This window comes from Nostoc sp. FACHB-280, from assembly GCF_014697615.1.
Taxonomy (GTDB): domain Bacteria; phylum Cyanobacteriota; class Cyanobacteriia; order Cyanobacteriales; family Nostocaceae; genus Nostoc_B.
This window is the reverse complement of record NZ_JACJSD010000031.1, coordinates 15,483-34,941: the sequence shown is the minus strand read 5'-3', so window position 1 is coordinate 34,941 and position 19,459 is coordinate 15,483. Positions and strand designations below refer to the sequence as shown.

Genomic DNA, 19,459 nt, shown 5'->3' with positions numbered 1-19,459 from the left:
ATAAATCTGAAATTTAGATACCATTGATAAAGTAAATCTTAAGTATGATGCGTCAGGCTGAAATCATCAACACACCGTACTTAAGACTTACTAAAAGTGGGGAGTTGTTGTCACTGCTCACTTCTAGTTTTCACCAGTTGTAGATAATTGGTAGTTGCTGTAAAGACAAGATGTAAAACTTTTATTTAATTAACCGAACCATTGAGAAGGTTCACAACCAGGCTCAACAGTGCTACATAGATGATTGTTAATCCAAGCTGATTTATCTTGCATGATGGCAAAAATGCCCTGATGAATCAAGTTTTGTAAATGTAACTTCTGTTCTAATGGACTCCGGGGAAATTTCTGCTCTATAGGAGCATCTTTGATGATGTTTTGTAGGGGAAATTCTCTGTCAAACTCTTCGTTATAAAAACAGGGAATGCGGCTGATGACAAAATCAATTAATTCTTGACGTAATTCAGGAATCGCAAAGGTTTCTTGATAAGGATAGTAAGCATAAGTATCTAAAACACTTTTGATTTCGCTGACTAACGATTCTCTGGTTAAATTGACTACTGTTCTCATAAGGTTTTATCTCCATTGAAATACGGTTGAGTTTTGTTTTAAAGACTCACTGAGTGTTACTAATCTGCCAAAACCGCTTCACGGAAATGGTTTTTATACATTCAATTTAACTTTGATTTCAGTACAAAATCAGACTTTTGATTATGGGTTTTTAAGTTAAATTTTATACTAGTTAACTCTGAGTTTTGTCTATAAACTTCAACCAACTATGACATTAACAAAGCTGTAGATCCACAATCCCAATTATTTCAAATTTCTACCTTTTTGGCGAAAATCTACACAAAACGCAGCATAAATATTAGGGGATCAATTTTAATTTTTTATTAACAACATTCTGGAGAATGAAATATTGAGGTAAGTAAAACTTGCTAAGTAATTTACATTACTTATTGATTTATTACCTATTATTTCTAAATTATTTTTTAGATTGCTCTATGTATTCTAGATAACAAATTTTTGAGGTAAGACTGTAGCAAATCTTGAGAAAAAAGATATGCCAACACAAAGCAACCAGTCTAACGATAGATGTTATGAAAAGGTAAGATTTTTGAAAAAGTTCACATTAGCGAGAGTGACTTGGTTGAGATGATGATTAATTGCAAAGGCAGCAGCCAGTCCAGAAAGCATCGCACCTTCCACGAGATTACCGCCGCACCAATCACCACAGCAAACCAAAGGTAAGGAAGCACTGGCAGATAAAATGCTTTCTGTCCAAGGATGGCTAGGAAAGGCATAACGCCAACGGTGTACTTGCATCCATTCGGGTGTCTCTAGCCAAGGTAGTGAGAGAGTTTGGGCGGCGTGGTGCAACATTTTCTGCCCGACAGGTTGTAAATCAGATGACTCTAGATGTAGTTGGGCAAAATTTCCACTACTTTGGACGACAAATACAGGTTGTTTTGGTTGGGGGCGCTTGCTACTATCTAAACCAATCCAGCCCAACACAGAATCATCTGCAAAACTTTGGGCTTGCCAATCTGGTAGGGGTGCGGAATTGGGGTAGCCTGCGATCGCACTAAGACAAGGCGCAAATTCCACCGAACGCAGGTTAGTTAAAAAGTCCGTTCCTAATAAGTTTTCACCCAAGGGTTCTAACAACATCACAGCTTGAGGTGCAGGAACCGCCACTACAACCGCCTTGGCTGTAATTTCTTCATTGCTAGATTCTAGAGTTAGCCGCCAAGTATTTTCAGGGGTTGGGTGAATGGCGATTACCCGTTGATTGAGTAATATATCCAAACCTGGGGCGAGAAATTTAGCGATCGCACTCATCCCCGCAGGTGCAATATAACGTGGTGGGAGTTCGTCACGATTCCAAACTGTGATAATTTGGCGATCGCACAATAAATCAATAAACTCTTGGAAAAACTCACCCTTGGGTTTGAGATAACAAGTGCCATGATCTGCCCAAGTATCATACAAGCGACGTGTCGCCATTCTTCCCCCCAAACCACGGGATTTCTCCACAACTAATACTGAATATACCGCTTGCTTTAATTGTTGGGCGCAAACTAACCCCGCCATACCAGCACCAATTACAGCAACGTCTATCATTAGTTAATAGTCCTTTGTTTTAAGTCTTTGGTTATTATTAAACAGAATTCAGGAGTCAGAACTCAGAATGTAGAGGTGTTATGGGAACCTTCCCGTAGAGGATTCTGACTTATTTTCATTTTTGTTCTGAATACTGAATTCTGGCTTCTAAATTCTTGATTCAATGACAAAATACAGATGGCGAGGATAAAAAGACTACTAAAGACCGCCAAAAGCTAATAGTAGAATAAAGTACAGACAAGCTGCACGGAAGGGAGGAAAGGAACATTGGATGAACTCAGGGCGGCCTTAGAACTAGCAACAGATGATGAATTGCAAGATTTAACGGCAATATTGTTTAGTCGAAAGTTCAATCCCCTAGATTATGTTCAGACACCTGAACCAATCGAAGTTCAAAGTCAGAGCCGCCAAGCTTGGTTAGACTCATTAGAAGAGCGTTTCCGGTTTTTGGCAGCCGATGGAGTAACAGTGTTGCGGGGACGCACAAACCAAGTAACTTACCGCCAAGCCTTAATTCAAGTTTGTAAATATTTAAAAATTCCTTATTCCAATCATTTAACAACTGTTGATTTAGAAGCAGAGGTATTTTTACATTTGCTGGGGCAAGTGTGGAAAAAACTGCCAGAAAAAGAAAAACAAAAGTTGACTGTTAAAGTCCAGCGTCATTTGGTGAAAACGGAACTTAAAGAACCATTACCATTAATGTTGCAGCGTGACCCCTTGGGATTGCTGTTTAAGGGTGGTAGTGCTTTAGCTGTTACTTCTGTTATTCAACCGTTCATCCTCAAACAAATTGCGCGACAATTTGCTTTGCACTTTGCTACCTATCAAGTCGCTAAACAAGCGGCGGTTACAGGTTCAACAGTAGCCAAAACCCAGTTTGAAACTTATGTAGCTATGCAAATGGCGCAGCGAGGTATGACCATGAGTGCAGCGCGTTATGGGGCAGTTCGCACAGTCTTTGCTTTTGTCGGCCCGGCTATGTGGACTTGGTTTTTAGCTGATTTAGGTTGGCGAGCGATCGCTACTAATTATGGTCGCATTATCCCGACCATTTTTGCTTTAGCCCAAATTCGTCTTACTCGCACAGAATGTTGGGAGCCAGCTTGAACCTCGCTTTTGATCATCCCAACCCGAAAAGCCAATTTGCTTGGAATACTTTCCAAATTGGGCTACTGATTTTTCCCCTCAGTCCATTTGTTGGGGTGGTGGCGATAATTTTGGCATCTTTATTGACTTGGCTACAACAATACCGCCAAATTATTCGCCGCCCCATCAATCGGGGATTTGCAATTTTGACATTATTACTGCTGATTACGTCAGGATTTGCCACTTATAAAGCCGATGCTTTTTTAGGTTTATTTAATTTAGTACCTTACTTTTTAGTTTTTGCTGGTTGGGGTAACTTGATTCAGACAATTGCCCAATTGCGCCAAATAGCCTGGATTTTGGTAATTGGTGCTGTACCAGTGATTGTGATTGGCTTTGGACAGTTGTTTTTAGCTTGGGCGTTAAAATTACAGTTTTTGTGGATTGTTTTAGATTGGGCGGTTGCACCGGGAGGTGAACCACCAGGACGAATGGCGGCTTTATTTATGCACGCCAACTTATTGGCTGCTTATTTAGCGATTATTTTTACTGTCGGGATAGCTTTATTACTCGAACAATGGCAATCCAGAAAAAGAAAAAAATCTCTGATTGGCTTGTTGACGCTAATACTGATTGCCAGTTTTGCCGCATTGATTTTAACTAATTCGCGCAACGGATGGGCGATCGCGATGATTGCCTGTTTAGCTTACGCACTTTATCAAGGTTGGCGCATCTTGGTTGGTAGCGTGGTTGGAGTCATCACTACGATTCTATTGGCTGCTTTTGCACCTTCTCCCATCGCCCAAATTTTCCGTCGTGTGGTTCCGGCTTTCTTTTGGGCGCGGTTAAACGATGAAATGTATCCCGATAGACCAGTTGCTTTAATGAGAAAAACTCAATGGGAATTTGCTTGGTCTTTGGCACAACAGCATCCTTGGACTGGTTGGGGTTTACGTAGTTTCTCCGCACTTTACAAAGCCAAGATGAATATTGATTTAGGTCATCCGCATAACTTGTTTTTAATGTTATCTGCGGAAACCGGATTTCCTGCTACTCTGTTATTCTGCGGTTTACTCGCTGGGATATTAATTGCAGGTATACAATTTTTACGGCAATCTAATTCTTTGGTTAAAGCAGATAGGTTAGTGTTCTTCAGTTATCTTTTGGTATTTGGCGAGTTGATATTATTCAATACTGTGGATGTGACCTTATTTGATTTTCGCGTCAATACCCTGTTTTGGCTATTTTTAGCAGCAATTTGCGGAATTGTATTTTACCCAGAGCAAAATCATAAGCCCTTGGCAAATGAAAATTAGATATTCAAAAAATGCGATCGCCTACTTCCTAGCCCCAACTTGTACAGATAATTTTGCTTCATATATCTGTATCAGCATTTCTGCTCAAAAATAGCATTTTGTTTCTTGGTACTTTTTCCGTGGTTACACTGTCGGCATTCGTATTTTTTATTTCTTAGAATTACAGTATTCACATTTGTGATTTAGATAATTTCTAGTTATCTAATTAGAAATTATCTAATGTTGCTGATAGTTGGGAAGGTGTAAGGACAACCCTTTTGGGGGTTTCCTACATGACGGGCATCTAATCTTTAGATGCCCTTTTATATGTGTAATTTTTCAGAAGTTAAGCACTATTTTTTATTTCATTCATCAGGGAAATCTACTATATGAAATCACCTAATCAAAAAGGTGTATTATTCGCATTGGTGTCAAGTTTCTTAACTATTAATTTCGGTATTTCATCACCTGCTGAAGCTGCAATTTCATGTGAAACAGGTACCGTGGTTTATCATCCAAATAATTCTTTGGCAACTTGTTCACTTGCTCAGAATATCAATGTTCAAGTTTCTAGCCCCACTATTGGAACATCTAATTTTCCTTGTAAAGCTAAAAGTTATATTGTGTTTGATGAAAAAGGGCAATTTAATAGCTGTGAACTTTCAGAAGAAATTCAAATTAGAACTGGTAATGTAGTTGAGACTTGTCCGGCAGAATATAAGGTAAGAGTCTCATTTTCCAATCAGGGTGTTCTTTCTATTAATTGTTCTGCCTACTAGCACAAAATGGCTGAAGTATGAAGTATGAAATAAAACCCAAGACTATGTAGAGACGTTAAATGTAACATCTCTACAGTATTTCACAAACATCGAAATTGGGCATTGCTGAATGAGGGGATGAATTTGATGTCTTGGAAATTTTTAACTCCTTATTCTCTGTGCGTCTTTGCGCCTCTGCGTGAGATAAATAATCCCGCAATTATACAACGCCCGAAATTGCTGTAGTATTCTGCCTATAATACAGTCATATTTACCATCTCCCTTGTCCCCCTTATCTCCCTTGTCTACTCATCAAATAAAACTGTCACAATCAAGTTAAATTTTTCAGCCCGATCGCAATCTTACTGTGTTTCTCAATTTCGCCCATAACTTGTTTTGCTCTTTGTATTACCACCGCAGGCAAACCAGCTAACCTTCCCGCTTCGATACCGTAAGATTTATCAGCCCCACCTGGTTGGACTTGATGTAAAAAGATAATTTGGTCTGGTAATTCTTTGACGGTGACTTGATAATTAGCCACATTAGGTAACATCGCTGCTAACTCATTTAATTCATGATAGTGAGTGGCAAAAATTGTCCGGGAACGAATCTCGGTAGCGATATATTCTGCAACCGCCCAAGCAATCGAAAGACCGTCAAAAGTGGCGGTTCCGCGTCCAATTTCATCTAATAATACTAAAGATTTTGAGGTGGCGTGGTTGAGAATATTGGCGGTTTCATTCATTTCCACCATAAAGGTAGATTGACCAGTTGCCAAATCATCCACAGCACCAACACGGGTAAAAATGCGATCGCATACTCCCAGTTTTGCAGATTTAGCCGGGACAAAACTCCCAATTTGCGCCATCAATTGAATTAAGCCTACTTGACGCAAGTAACAACTTTTACCACTGGCATTCGGCCCGGTCAGAATGATTAAATCGGGGTTGTCATTTGTTGATGAATCTTGTCCTAACTGAGTGGAATTGGGGACGAAGAAACCCGCAGGTAAGGACTGTTCTACCACTGGGTGACGACCATCTACAATTTCTAGTCCTCGCCCTGATATCATTTCGGGACGACAGTAACCTTGCTGCACAGCCAACTCGGCTAAACCACATAACACATCCGCCGCCGCGACAGCGCGAGAAAGTTGACGAATAGCCTCGGCTTGTTCGCCGACTTCTTCCCGCAACGCCACAAAAATCTCGTATTCCAACTTATATAAATCATCCCGCGCACTGAGAATCCGCGCTTCCCTTTCTTTGAGTTCTGGGGTGATGTAGCGTTCTTCGTTCTTCAGGGTTTGCTTACGAATATAGTTGGCGGGTACTTGGTCAGCTTTGGTGCGAGAAATACTAATGTAGTAACCAAAGGTTTCGTTAAATCCCACCTTCAGCGTTGGGATACCTGTTCTCGCCCTTTCATCAACTTCTAAATTGGCAATCCATTGATGGTCTGCTTCGACAGTCGCCTTTCTTTCATCTAATAATACATTGATGCCTGGACGAATTAAGCCCCCTTCTTTTAAATGAATGGGTGGTGCTTCGACAAGGTGGGCTTGAATTTTTTGGGCTAATTCTTCCAAGACTGGCGGAACTTTTTGCAAAGCCTTCAAGAAGGGAGAACTAGCATCAGCAACTAAACGTGCTAATTCTGGCAAACGCGAGAGAGAATCAGCTAAAGCAATTAAATCTCGCGCATTGGCAGTTCCTGAACTCGCCCTACCCGTAAGCCGTTCTAAATCATAGATTTGCCGTAATAAATAACGCAAATCTTGACGCAGAGGTGTATTTTCTTTTAATTCTTGAATTGTTTCTTGCCGTGACCAAATGCCTTTAATATCAAGTAGGGGTTGCAATAACCAACGCCGTAAAGCCCGACTTCCCATTGCGGTGCTAGTTCTATCTAACGCCCACAGTAGAGAACCGTGAAAAGTACCATCGCGGACTGTTTGGGTAATTTCTAAATTCCGGCGGGTTTGATGGTCAATAATTAAGTAGTCTGTGAGTGTATAAGTGCGGAGTCTTTGCAGAGAAATTGTATTTTCTTTTTGGGTATCTTCCACATATTCTAAAAGACCCCCCGCCGCCCGCACAGCCAGGGGAAGATGATCACATCCTAGACCTTCGAGCGATCGCACCTTGAATTTCTGCAATAATTTACTTCTAGCTTCTCCTTGAGAAAAAGGTACTTGCGATCGCAAACTATAACAAAATGATGGCGGTAAACATTGGGGAAGATGGGGCGAAGTTTCCCCTGGACGCAGTAAAGCCCCCAAATCAGGTGCATTGGTGGGAACCAACACCTCGGAAGGTTGCAAGCGCATTAATTCTTGGGTGAGGTGTTCTAAATCGCTACCTTGGGTTGTGAGAAATTCCCCTGTGGATATATCTGCGTAAGCTAAACCCCAATGATTCCCCGCAATTACCACCGCCGCCAAATAATTATTGCGGCTAGATTTTAACATCCCCTCTTCTAGCAAAGTGCCAGGGGTGAGGATGCGCGTCACTTCCCGCTTTACCAAACCCACGGCTTCGGAAGCATCTTCTACTTGGTCACAAATGACCACTGCATAGCCTTTCTCTACCAATTGGGTGCTGTAGCGTTCCCAAGCGTGGTGCGGTACACCAGTCATCGCCACCCGTCCCACTTCGCCACCATGCTTGCTGGTAAGAACTAATTCCAGTTCCCGCGACACAGTAACAGCATCTTGGAAAAAAGTTTCAAAGAAATCGCCTACCCGATATAACAACAACGCATGGGGATATTTATCTTTGACTTCCACATAATGCTGATACATTTTACTCAGCTTACTGCGGTCTACCAGTCGCGTGTCCGCGTGAGGCGCAGGGGGTTGAAGAGATTCCGTTGGCTGGTTATCAGAGTCAGAAGCGGTCATAGATAGATGCCAGGATTCACACACGCAAAAGCCACAATACTCGATGATAGCGTGATCTGGTGTTGATTTGCGATCGCTCAAGATTTTTTTTATTTATTTTTCTGATGTGAGTTTTAACGGATACAATGGCTCACAACCATTCAATTGCCAAATTCTAAATACCAATACAGCAGCTACGGTGAGCCATACACAAGAAAATGATAATATCATTCCGGCATAAGGATTAGTCTGCCAATAAACTGCCGTTACCACTAAAGCAGATAACCACGGGCCTAAAATAACGACAGGAACAGCAGCGCCCAATCTACGTTCTACAGTAAAAATTGTATTCCAAGTATCTCCTAAAGCCAAATGTACTACAAATAAAATTAAAGGTAATACTAAAAATTGGTGATTCATTTGCTGCCAAATTAATACAGAAGAAATCACGCGCAAAACAGCTATGATCATCCAAACTATGGGAAAAGCTAAAGGTGGCGGAGCCCATCTTGGTCTAATCACTTGGTCGTATGTTTGACCAGAACGGGTATTATCTAACAATGAAAAAATTCGTGAACGAATACTTAATAAAACAAAAAATAATCCTGTCAAAAATGTGCTAACCCAACTGGGAATAGAAGAATTATGATCAATCAACATCACTAATTTTTCCATCCCTAGTAAGACAACAGTCATCGTTAATATTTGTAGGATAGTGCCTAGTTTATAAATTATAATTGCCTTAATATCTACTTCTTTACTTGTAGATATTGAGGTCTGTCGAGACTGTTGTTGCTTCCCGGTTTTTACACCCATCACTGTATTGACAAACTTTTCAAGTATGCCACTATTATTTGATTGATTCATAATTCAGTGTTTGTGCCTAATTTTTAATTAAAATAATAAATTATTATATGGTTAATGTAGGCTCTGAATTTACAATTTAAGTGCAGAAACATTCAAAAGCAGATTATTGCGTATATTAATTTTTAAGATTGAATAGTAACAAGGCAAGTTATTCAAGATTTTTTTATGCTTCTTGACGGCATTGACAAAATTTTCAATATACGGTATTTACTTAAATAGTAGAAAAACTGTATCCCAAAATTTAATTAACTTCCAAACAGCAAAACTCCATCGCAGCTATTTTCGCCAACTGCGACAGAGAAAAAGAAATTGAAACACCAAGGTAAAGCACAGGCGAAAATGTTATGCTTCAATGCTAAAACTGAAGCAAAATATGAGGAAATAACCTACTGTTTTTGCCTATTCTCTCCCTTGGTGCTTCCTACTGTGCTAGACAAGTTCAATATATAGTTTTTAATTTTTGGGAACAGTATTCTATCGATCAATTTTCCGGTATTGCAATCAACGACAATTTCCCCAACTCAAATCATCGGAGATTGCTGATTAATTTCACTACAACATCTCAGGAAAAAAATTCTGATTACCGACAACATTTGTGGGTAGGAATTGGCTTTAAACAAGGGACTGCGGCGCAGTTGATGGTGATAGCCATTGAACAAGTATTTAAAAAATATTTACTCGATGAAAGTGCGATCGCGGGGATTGCTACCATTGATACAAAAGCATCAGATACAGCATTAATAGAAATTTGCCATCACCGCCATTGGCTTTTGCAAACATTTTCCGCAGCAAAGTTATCTACCGTCCTAGTACCCAACCCATCTACAATCATTACCAAAGCCACCGGAACACCCAGTGTTGCAGAGGCGGCGGCGATTTTGGCGGCTGACAATGCCAAACTTGGTGCTAAATTATTAGTTCCAAAAAATATTGTCCGCTTATCAGAACTACCTGGGGTCGTAACTGTAGCGGTGGCGAAAGAACTTCAAATGTGATTAAGGGAATTGTAATTCCATTTCGTGATCAGGTTTGCCAGCACTAGTCGAGATTTCATTATTTAATTAATGAACTACCCATCAAATCAAGAACGCCGTGCATTTAAACAGCACCATTCTTTCTTTTTCCATAAAGCTGCAACCACCCAACCATTTTTTTCTAAGGCATCGGCTACAGATTTAGATTGTTCGATTAAAATGCCGCTAAAGATTGCCCAAGTGCTGGGTTTTGCGATCGCTGTCATTTCGGGAACCAACTGAATAATTACGTCAGCCAAGATATTACAAACGATACCGTCGACTGGCTTGTCGATGATTGTGCTTAAAACATCTACACTGCCTTCGGCGGGAATCAAGCGTTCTGGACTAATGTTATTCAGGGCGCGATTACTAAAAGTGGATTGCACCGCCAAGGGATCATTATCCACGGCATAAACTTTTTCGGCTCCCAGCAAAACTGCACCAACAGATAAAATACCAGAACCACAACCGATATCTGCAATTGTGACTGGTTCTTTTTCTGCATTGCCCACAAACGATTGCGGCACTTCACTCAAGCGCATTTCTAAAGCTTCTAAACACAGTTGAGTTGTGGCATGGTTTCCTGTCCCAAAGGCGACACCAGGATCAAGGAGAATGATTAATCGTCCTGAGTTTTCTGGTGTTGGTAGCCATGCAGGGTTAATCAAAAAGCGATCGCCTATTTCCTGGGGTTGCCAATATTGCTTCCAGCTACTCGCCCAATCTTCTTCATCAATTAATTGCCAATGTAAGCTCGGTGCAGACATTCCCACACACAAAGCATCTTGACGCAACCGCAGCGCCAATGCAGCCAAATCAAGTAACTGCGCTTGAAATTGCGGTAAGTAAGCCTTAACTAACGAGGAATTTCCTTTGCGTTCGCTGGCTGTTCCCCGGCTACCAAAATCTTCCAGTCGCCAAAAGATCGAATCTTCTAGCTCTGGTTCACATAAAATTTGCAGTTCCCACCAAGTGTTTGCCATAAAAAAAGTTAAAAGTTCAAAGGCAAAAGGCAAAAGAAAGAGAGTTCTTTTTACTTTTGCCCTTTTACTTTTGCCTTATAAAGTTACTGTATATGCGTCACGAATCCCTGGGACTTTGGTGATTTCCGCCAAAATGCCATCGGGTAAGGGATCATCAATACTCAAAGCCATTACCGCGTCACCACGGACGATTTTCCGCCCTACCTGCATACTCGCAATGTTGACGTTAAAACTACCGAGGAGAGAACCGAGTTTACCGATAATTCCTGGCATATCGCGGTGTAAGGTAAATAGCATATGTTTGCTGGGGGGAACGTTAATGGGGAAACCATCAACGTCTGTGAGGTGAATTTCTTTTTCACCTAACAAAGCACCTGTAACTGAGTGAGTACCTAAAGTACCTGTGGCTTCTAAACGTAAAGAACCAGCATAGTCGCGCACGGAAGCATCTCTGGTTTCAATGACACGAATTCCCCGTTCTTTAGCTTCAATGTTGGCGTTGACGTAATTTACTCGTTCCCGCAGAGCTTGGTGAAGTAGACCTTTTAAGGATGCGACTACTAGGGGCTGACTCTTATTCGTTGCTAGTTCCCCTTGGAGTCTGACTGTGAGTGTTTCGACGCGCCCGCCAGCTAACTGACCAACCAAGTTACCCAAGGTTTCAGCCAGTTGCATGTAAGGTTTGAGTTCTTCTAAAACATCGGGGCCGAGTCCGGGAATGTTGACGGCGGAACGGGCGGGGAGTCCTAATAAAACATCGCGGATTTGTTCAGCCACGTCAATGGCGACGTTGACTTGGGCTTCTGTGGTGGAGGCTCCCAAGTGGGGGGTGAGGATGATATCTTTGCCGAGCGATCGCAATTCCGATTCACCCAAAGGTTCTGACTCGAACACATCCAAGGCTGCCCCAGCAATTTTACCTTCTTTGATGGCTGCGGCTAAAGCTGCTTCATCAATAATTCCACCACGCGCACAGTTAATAATCCGCGCTGTGGGCTTCATTTTTGCCAAAGTTGCAGCGTTGATTAAATGGGTAGTTTCTGGGGTTTTGGGAATGTGGAGTGTGATGTAGTCTGCTTGCTGGAAAAGTAAATCCAACTCCACTAACTGACAACCAATTTGTTCTGCTCTTTCGTTGGAGATGAAAGGATCATAGGCGAGTAATTTCATTCCCATTGCTTTAGCTACACTCGCAACGTGGGAGCCAATTTTTCCCAACCCCACGATACCGAGTGTTTTTTTGTAAACTTCTGCACCAACAAAAGTTTTACGATCCCACTCTCCACCTTTCACCGAGACATTAGCATCAGGGATGTGACGAGACAAAGCCAACATCATTGCCAATGCGTGTTCTGCTGCTGCGATCGTATTTCCTTCAGGGGAATTAACTACAACTATACCTTTGCGTGTAGCAGCAGGCACATCAACATTATCTACACCTACACCAGCACGACCAATAATTTTTAACTGTGTGCCAGCCTCAATAATTTCTTCTGTTACCCTAGTACCAGAACGAATCATTAGCGCATCGTAATCACCAATAATTTCGATTAATTCTGCGGGTTTTAAACCAGTTTTGATATCAACTGTAGCAACTTGGGATAAAATATCAATCCCAGCTTGATCAATAGGATCAGAGACGAGAACCTTGGACATGATTACTTCATTTAAAGCTAGAGGTTTTGCTGCACAAGACTTTTTAGTTTAGTCTTTATCGGTTACAATTCAGCAAAAATATTCGTTTCATTATCAACTTAGATTGCCATCAATTTAGATGTATGAGAGTGTCATAAGAAGCAAAGCAGCGACTCGGATAGTCTGGGGAAAGCACCATAAATATTTGATACTTCTGTGACATCCTCTGCAAACAAAATCTTTAGGGCAATCCAAAATCTCAAATCAAAATTTAAACTTTTCTGACGCTGCCTCCTAACCTCGGAAAAAGAGTGGCTGTTAATACACCCTTTCGTAAATATAAACCAATCAGAGATCCAAAAAACTAATATCTTTATTAATCATCGTAGTAGGGGCTAGAGGCTAGGGATTAGGGAGTATAAAATTTTTCTCCTGTAACCTGTTACCTATAACCTGTAACCTGTTACCTATAACCTGTAACCTGTTACCCATAACCTGTAACCTGTTCATCCGAAATCGCTATAATTCTGGTGAGGATATTGGCGTTGATTCATAGATTAAAGCCCAGTATCCGTAAGTTTTGGGGAAACTAGCCATGTTAGAGTACAACTTGCTGAGGTACTTGCCCTCTGCTGAGGAACTACCAGACTCTGATGAAACACCAGTGGATAATGAACTGCAAGAATTAATCCCAGGGTTACTCAAGGCCATGCTGTTAATATTGTGGTCAGAACGCATGGACTGGTTTTTTGGCGTAGATATGGGTATTTATTATCACCCTGATGAACCGCCAATTGTCCCCGATGGTTTTTTAAGTTTGGGTGTAGAAAGGTTTTATGATGAAGAACTGCGTCCTAGTTATGTTTTGTGGGATGAAAATGTTCTGCCAACTTTGGTGTTAGAAGTAGTTTCGCCAAACTATCGCAAAGAATACAGCGACAAGTTAAAAGAATATGAGGCTTTAGGTGTACTTTATTATGTGATTTATTCTTCCCGTCGTCGCCGCAAACCTCGCTTAGAAGTGCATAAGTTAGTTAATGGTAAATATGAATTACAATCAGGCAATCCTGTGTGGTTAGCAGAAATTGGCTTGGGAATTGGTTGCGAACGGGGAAATTACTCTGGTGTCACTAGAGAATGGCTGTATTGGTATGACGAAGAAGGAAACAGATATCCCACACCCGCAGAACAAGTTAAGCAAGCACAATTACGGGCTGAGTTAGCAGAACAACAAGTTCAACAGGAAGCACAACGCGCTCAAAAATTGGCGGAACAATTAAGAGCCTTGGGTATAGATCCAGATACTCTTGATTAAAAGTTAATTTGGGCATAATTCATCCAAATTCACGATGTTTAATATGGTTCAAGTAGTCCAAGCGCAAAATATCGGACTTGCTTATTTAGAGGAAAGATTTAGCCTCCAAATTTCAGAAAATGAAGGATTTTTCACAGAATGGCTGGAAAATTTACCGTCAGTGACAAATTTAGATCAACAATATTTGGATAGAGTCAAAGCTAATTTTTTAAGTTTAGTTAAGCGTCCACCAATTTTAGAAAATGCCGTCAAAATGGTGGTAATATCGCCTCTATTAGACTTGGCGGGATTTTATCGAGAGCCTTATGCGATCGCCACCGAAGAATCTGTAGAAATTACAGTCGAAGATGCAGAAGAAATTGTCAGAGGCAGAATCGATGTCTTGGTGATTAAAGAGCAGTTTTGGTTGTTGGTAATTGAATCGAAAAGAGCCAGTTTATCTCTTTTAGAAGCGATTCCCCAGGCTTTAGTATATATGTTGGGTAGTTCCAATACAGACAAACCTGTGTTTGGACTAGTTACAAATGGAGAAGATTTTCAATTTATTAAGCTAATAAAATACGATAAACCTCAATATGCTTTGTCTGATAAATTTACTTTATCTAGGCGAGAAAATGAGTTATATAAAATTCTGCAAATATTAAAAAAACTCAGTCAAGTTTTACATTAATTTATGTCTCATCGTCCGATTTATCTTGATTGTCATGCAACTACACCAGTAGATGAACGAGTGTTAGCAGCAATGTTGCCTTATTTCACCGAAAAATTTGGCAATCCTGCTAGTATTAACCATGTTTATGGTTGGGAAGCCGAAGCGGCTGTGAAACAAACGCGAGAAATCTTAGCAGCAGCGATTAACGCTACACCGGAAGAAATTGTATTGACTAGTGGTGCAACAGAAGCGAATAATTTAGCCATTAAAGGTATTGCTGAAGCTTATTTTCAAAAAGGTCAGCATATTATTACTGTAGCGACCGAACATAAAGCAGTTTTAGACCCTTGTGAGTATCTGAAAAGTCTGGGGTTTGAAATTACAATTTTGCCAGTACAACCTGACGGGTTGATTGATTTAAACCAATTAGAAAAAGCCTGTCGTCCAGAGACAATTTTAGTATCGGTGATGGCGGCGAATAACGAAATTGGGGTGTTGCAACCTTTAGCAGAGATTGGGAAAATATGCCGCGATCGCAATATCATATTCCATACCGATGCAGCCCAAGCTATTGGTAAAATCCCCTTAGATGTGCAAGCAATAAACATCGATTTAATGTCGTTGACTGCTCATAAAGTATACGGGCCAAAAGGTATCGGTGCATTGTATGTCCGCAGACGCAACCCCAGAGTGCAACTTGCACCCCAGCAGCATGGCGGGGGACATGAACGGGGAATGCGTTCGGGAACTTTGTACACACCGCAAATAGTTGGTTTTGGGAAAGCTATAGAACTGGCTTTAGCAGAACAAGCAACCGAAACTGCACGTCTGACTCAATTAAGAGAAAGTTTGTGGACACAACTCTCACAAATAGCAGGAATTCACCTGAACGGACACCCAACGCAGCGACTCCCAGGAAACTTGAATATCAGTGTGGAAGGAATTGATGGTGCTGCATTATCACTCGGACTGCAACCTGTGATGGCGGTATCTTCGGGTTCTGCTTGTTCATCGGCAGTTACCGCACCTTCCTATGTTCTCACAGCCTTGGGCAATTCTGAGCAACTAGCTTATGCTTCCGTTCGGTTTGGCATTGGCAGATTTAACACATCTGAAGAAATTGATATAGTAGCAAAACATGCGATCGCTACCATTCAAAGTTTACGTAAGCAAAAAACTTTGGTATAAGTAGCCATGATCAACTGCTTTTCACTCCGCCTTCAGTGAATAAATGCTGTCTAACCCTGCTACAAAAGATTGGTACACGGCAAATCACCATTACTTGATGACATGGCTTTCCCAAACTCGTCAAGTTATAGAACAGCACATTGAACAAAAAAATCAGGAAAAAGCCAAACAACGCTTGTTTGTTGATGATCAAGAGATTCAGCAATTAGCGAATCATCCTGCTTTTAACTCAGCACCGCCAGCCCTAGAACAACTCTGTCAAATCCTTAACCTATCATTATTTGAGCGAGAAATTGTGGTGTTATGTGCTGGTATGGAGTTAGAGCAGCATTGGGGTAGACTATGTGCGGAAGCCCAAGAGCAGCCGCACTCAGATTATCCTACATTCAGTTTGGCACTATCTATTTCATCATCACCTTATTGGGGCGCACTCACCCAAGATGCACCTTTACGGCGCTGGCGATTAATTGAAATAGGTGCAGGTAACGCTTTGGCTAAGTGTGCTTTGCGTTTGGATGAGCAAATTTTCCATTATCTGTTAGGATTGCACCCTCTGGATGAGCGATTGCAGCAAATAGGAGTTTCCCCATTGGTTGTAGAGGATTTAGTGCCATCTCATCAGGCTTTATCCGAACAAATGGTAAACTGTTGGGTGCAAGCTTTCCAGGAAAATCGGGTTTTCCCTGTGTTGCAGCTTTGCGGAACAGAAGCAGCCAGCAAAAAAGCGATCGCCGCAACAGCTTGTCAGACTCTAGAATTAACAGGATATATCGTTTCTGCTCAGACCCTGGCCAGCAACATCAATCAACTGCATTTAATTTGCTGCTTGTGGGAACGGGAATGGCGTTTACATCGGCGGGTGGTGTTTCTTGAGAGCGATCGCCTAGAATCTCCAGAAGCAGGTAAAGAAAATTACATCAATCAATTTCTCGAAACTCTGCAAGCTCCCGTAATTGTCTCTAGTTTAGAGCGTCGCTTCATTCAGCGCCCACTGCTCAACTTAGAAGTGCATCAACCGAACCCCGCAGAACAACGTCAGTTATGGCACACAGCCCTAAGTGAATTAACTCCCTCCCTTAATGGACATATTGATCACCTCGTTTCTCACTTCAACCTCAGCGCCTCTGCTATTCACAACGTTTGCACCGAAGCGAGAACCAGATGGGGAGCAGAGGTGCTGGGGAGCAAGGGTGTAGCGGAAGAATCTGTAACTCAGCACTCACACTTCGGCTTCCCTCAGTGTACGGCACTCAGCACTTTTCTTTGGGATACCTGTCGAACTCAAGCACGTCCTCGCTTAGATGAATTGGCGCAACGGATTACAGCAACGGCGGAGTGGGAAGATTTAGTATTACCGCCCAATGAGTTGGGTGTGTTAAGAGATATTGCCGCCCATCTGCGACAACGCTCTAAAGTTTATGAACAGTGGGGATTTGCTGGTAAGGGCGGACGCGGTTTAGGTATCAGTGCTTTATTTGCGGGAGCCAGTGGTACAGGTAAAACATTGGCGGCGGAAGTATTGGGTAATGCTCTTAACCTCGATGTTTACCGCATTGATTTGAGTGCAGTGGTGAGTAAGTACATTGGCGAGACAGAGAAGAATTTGCGGCGCGTATTTGATGCGGCTGAAGGCGGTGGAGTGATTCTGTTGTTTGATGAAGCCGACGCATTATTTGGCAAACGAACAGAAGTTAAAGATTCTCATGACCGCCATGCCAACATTGAGGTAAGCTACCTTTTGCAACGTATGGAAGCCTACCGAGGTTTAGCAATTCTCACCACCAATTTAAAAGCCTCCTTAGATCAGGCATTTCTCCGCCGCATTCGCTTTATTGTGCAGTTTCCCTTTCCTGATGTAAATCAGCGCACAGAGATTTGGCGACGAGTTTTTCCTCAACAAACCCCCATTGCAGATTTAGATTTTCAGAAGTTAGCCAAGTTGAATGTTGCCGGCGGAAATATTCGCAATATTGCTTTAAATGCTGCCTTTTTAGCAGCCGATGGCGATGAACCTGTGGGGATGAAACATCTTTTGCAAGCCGCGAAAAGTGAGTATATCAAAATGGAACGACCTTTAACAGATGTGGAAGTGAAAGGATGGATATCGTAGTTTGTAATTATCCTCTCCGCGCCTTTGCGCCTCTGCGTGAAATAAATATACTAAAGTCGAATCTGAAGAGCGTTTAAGAGTGAAATAATAGAGTATCATCTTGCTGCGATCGGAGTATTGCTATGCGGACTCATCAAGCTTCACAAAAGAAATTTTCGGCTCAGAATAATTTTGCTCCTACAGCCAATCCTCTAGAGTCCCGTCCGTTTGCAGCGCAGCGAAAACCAGAAGAAATAACGCAACCGCAAGAAACCCAGGAATACAAAAGCCAGATACCAGAGTTCTCCATTTTCAATCCTGAAGGAGAGCGTCAGCCTGTGCAACCAAAATTGGCAATACAGCGACGAGAAGAACAGTCAGAAACACTACAGGCAAAACCTGAGAATACATCACTCCAACGTCAGGAAGAATCAAAAACACCCAATCAAACCGGATTACCCAATAATCTCAAAGCAGGCGTAGAAAATCTATCAGGATATTCCCTAGATAATGTCAGGGTTCACTATAATTCGCCCAAACCAGCCCAATTACAAGCATTAGCTTATGCCCAAGGGACAGAAATTCATATTGCACCTGGGCAAGAAGAACATTTACCTCACGAAACATGGCATGTTGTCCAGCAGATGCAAGGAAGGGTAAAACCAACAATGCAGATGAAAGGGGTACAGATTAATGATGATCAAGGATTGGAAACAGAAGCAGATATGATGGGTGCGCGAACTCTAGACATAGGGAATAGAGAGATGCTCCGACCACAAGAACTCAGTATGGTATCCCCTATATTCCCATCATCTCCGCCGCTCCAGTTAATGAAATATATTCAGAACAGGGTAACAGGCCATATAAGGAAAGAAGATAACGATGAGTACATACCAACATGGAGTGAAAAAGCGGTAAGCGAGACAGAATATCGTAAATATATCAATTCATTGAACGTAGAACCAAAGGAAGAAAAGAAAGAAGATGTACCCAGTGTATATAATGAGAAGGCGACAGCGACAAAAATCTTAACAACAGTTTCAACACCCACAGAAAAGAAAAAGCCTGTTGGACAGACTGGGAGATCGGCTGTGACGGATACTCCGCGGAAATATCCACGGGGGTTTGAGTCTGAAGAACAATTCAGAGACTTAACCCGCCCTTTGGCTAAGGCGCATCGTGAGAGTACTATAATAGTCAGCGGCAGTAGTGTTACGGGAAAAAGTTACCTTACTGGGAAACCATTCTCGAAAAAAAGCGATATAGATATAGGTATCGTCGGCCGTGATGAATTTAAGAGCGGGGAAATCGATGAGAGAGGATTCGCATCCAAGGGAGTAAGAAGGGAAGAGGAACTCGCCCATAAAGCGCGTATAGAAGAAGCTATTGGTCACAAGAGTGGGTTGAAGTTCTTTAGAAAGCCGCCTAAGCGTGAATATCTGGTGCGAGATCACACCCCAGAAGCAAGCGACGAGGAGGATTAATAGTATGATCGCCTGATCTTGTAGGTTGCTTTGAGCAACGAAACCCAACATTATATAATCTCATGAAATATGTTGATTTGTTGGGT

15 protein-coding genes are annotated in these 19,459 nt (G+C 41.8%); 9 read left to right on the top strand and 6 right to left on the bottom strand.

Features of this window, described 5'->3' with window-relative positions:
* Positions 1-189: 189 nt before the first annotated feature.
* Both H6G75_RS21050 and H6G75_RS21045 read right to left on the bottom strand, forming a co-directional pair.
* Entirely contained in the window at positions 190-567 is a 378-nt protein-coding gene (locus H6G75_RS21050; RefSeq protein WP_190966713.1) for a hypothetical protein, read from the bottom strand.
* A gap of 528 nt (positions 568-1,095) precedes the next feature.
* The gene (locus H6G75_RS21045; protein ID WP_190981970.1) at positions 1,096-2,121 is read right to left on the bottom strand and encodes an NAD(P)/FAD-dependent oxidoreductase; all 1,026 of its coding nucleotides are present in this window, start codon (positions 2,119-2,121) and stop codon (positions 1,096-1,098) included.
* 267 nt (positions 2,122-2,388) lie between these two features.
* Here H6G75_RS21045 and H6G75_RS21040 point away from each other — a divergent pair, with 267 nt between their 5' ends.
* From H6G75_RS21040 to H6G75_RS21030, 3 genes are all read left to right on the top strand, one after another.
* Positions 2,389-3,231, top strand: coding sequence for a YaaW family protein (locus H6G75_RS21040; RefSeq protein WP_190981969.1), 843 nt, complete (start codon positions 2,389-2,391; stop codon positions 3,229-3,231).
* Positions 3,213-4,526 carry an O-antigen ligase gene (locus H6G75_RS21035; protein ID WP_190981968.1) on the top strand — a complete coding sequence of 438 codons (1,314 nt, stop codon included), beginning with the start codon at positions 3,213-3,215 and terminating at the stop codon, positions 4,524-4,526. The genes H6G75_RS21040 and H6G75_RS21035 overlap by 19 nt, the downstream gene beginning before the upstream one ends.
* 368 nt (positions 4,527-4,894) lie before the next feature.
* Complete coding sequence (locus H6G75_RS21030; protein WP_190981967.1) at positions 4,895-5,284, top strand: hypothetical protein; 390 nt, start codon at positions 4,895-4,897, stop codon at positions 5,282-5,284.
* Between the two features lie 310 nt (positions 5,285-5,594).
* Here H6G75_RS21030 and mutS read toward each other — a convergent pair whose 3' ends face one another.
* On the bottom strand, positions 5,595-8,165 hold the full coding sequence (gene mutS, locus H6G75_RS21025) for a DNA mismatch repair protein MutS (RefSeq protein ID WP_190981966.1): 2,571 nt from the start codon (positions 8,163-8,165) through the stop codon (positions 5,595-5,597).
* Positions 8,166-8,258: 93 nt separating this feature from the next.
* Positions 8,259-9,011 (bottom strand): TspO/MBR family protein, encoded by a 753-nt coding sequence (locus tag H6G75_RS21020; RefSeq protein WP_190981965.1) that lies wholly within the window; start codon positions 9,009-9,011, stop codon positions 8,259-8,261.
* A gap of 536 nt (positions 9,012-9,547) precedes the next feature.
* Between H6G75_RS21020 and H6G75_RS21015 the strand changes: the two genes are divergently transcribed.
* Complete coding sequence (locus H6G75_RS21015; protein WP_190981964.1) at positions 9,548-10,006, top strand: cobalamin biosynthesis protein; 459 nt, start codon at positions 9,548-9,550, stop codon at positions 10,004-10,006.
* 86 nt (positions 10,007-10,092) lie between these two features.
* Here H6G75_RS21015 and prmA read toward each other — a convergent pair whose 3' ends face one another.
* Both prmA and serA read right to left on the bottom strand, forming a co-directional pair.
* Positions 10,093-11,010 (bottom strand): 50S ribosomal protein L11 methyltransferase, encoded by a 918-nt coding sequence (gene prmA, locus H6G75_RS21010; protein WP_190981963.1) that lies wholly within the window; start codon positions 11,008-11,010, stop codon positions 10,093-10,095.
* Between the two features lie 75 nt (positions 11,011-11,085).
* Positions 11,086-12,666, bottom strand: a complete 1,581-nt coding sequence (serA, locus tag H6G75_RS21005) for a phosphoglycerate dehydrogenase (protein ID WP_190981962.1) — start codon at positions 12,664-12,666, stop codon at positions 11,086-11,088.
* Between the two features lie 574 nt (positions 12,667-13,240).
* Here serA and H6G75_RS21000 point away from each other — a divergent pair.
* The 5 genes from H6G75_RS21000 (at position 13,241) to H6G75_RS20980 (ending at position 19,373) form a co-directional block, all read left to right on the top strand.
* Positions 13,241-13,960: a Uma2 family endonuclease gene (locus H6G75_RS21000; protein WP_190981961.1), complete on the top strand. Its 720-nt coding sequence runs from the start codon at positions 13,241-13,243 to the stop codon at positions 13,958-13,960.
* A gap of 43 nt (positions 13,961-14,003) precedes the next feature.
* Complete coding sequence (locus H6G75_RS20995) at positions 14,004-14,630, top strand: restriction endonuclease subunit R (RefSeq protein ID WP_190981960.1); 627 nt, start codon at positions 14,004-14,006, stop codon at positions 14,628-14,630.
* Positions 14,631-14,633: 3 nt separating this feature from the next.
* Positions 14,634-15,800, top strand: coding sequence for a cysteine desulfurase family protein (locus H6G75_RS20990; RefSeq protein ID WP_190981959.1), 1,167 nt, complete (start codon positions 14,634-14,636; stop codon positions 15,798-15,800).
* A gap of 43 nt (positions 15,801-15,843) precedes the next feature.
* Positions 15,844-17,910, top strand: coding sequence for an ATP-binding protein (locus H6G75_RS20985; RefSeq protein WP_190981958.1), 2,067 nt, complete (start codon positions 15,844-15,846; stop codon positions 17,908-17,910).
* Positions 17,911-18,032: 122 nt separating this feature from the next.
* Positions 18,033-19,373, top strand: a complete 1,341-nt coding sequence (locus tag H6G75_RS20980) for a DUF4157 domain-containing protein (RefSeq protein WP_190981957.1) — start codon at positions 18,033-18,035, stop codon at positions 19,371-19,373.
* The last annotated feature ends 86 nt before the right edge of the window (positions 19,374-19,459 follow it).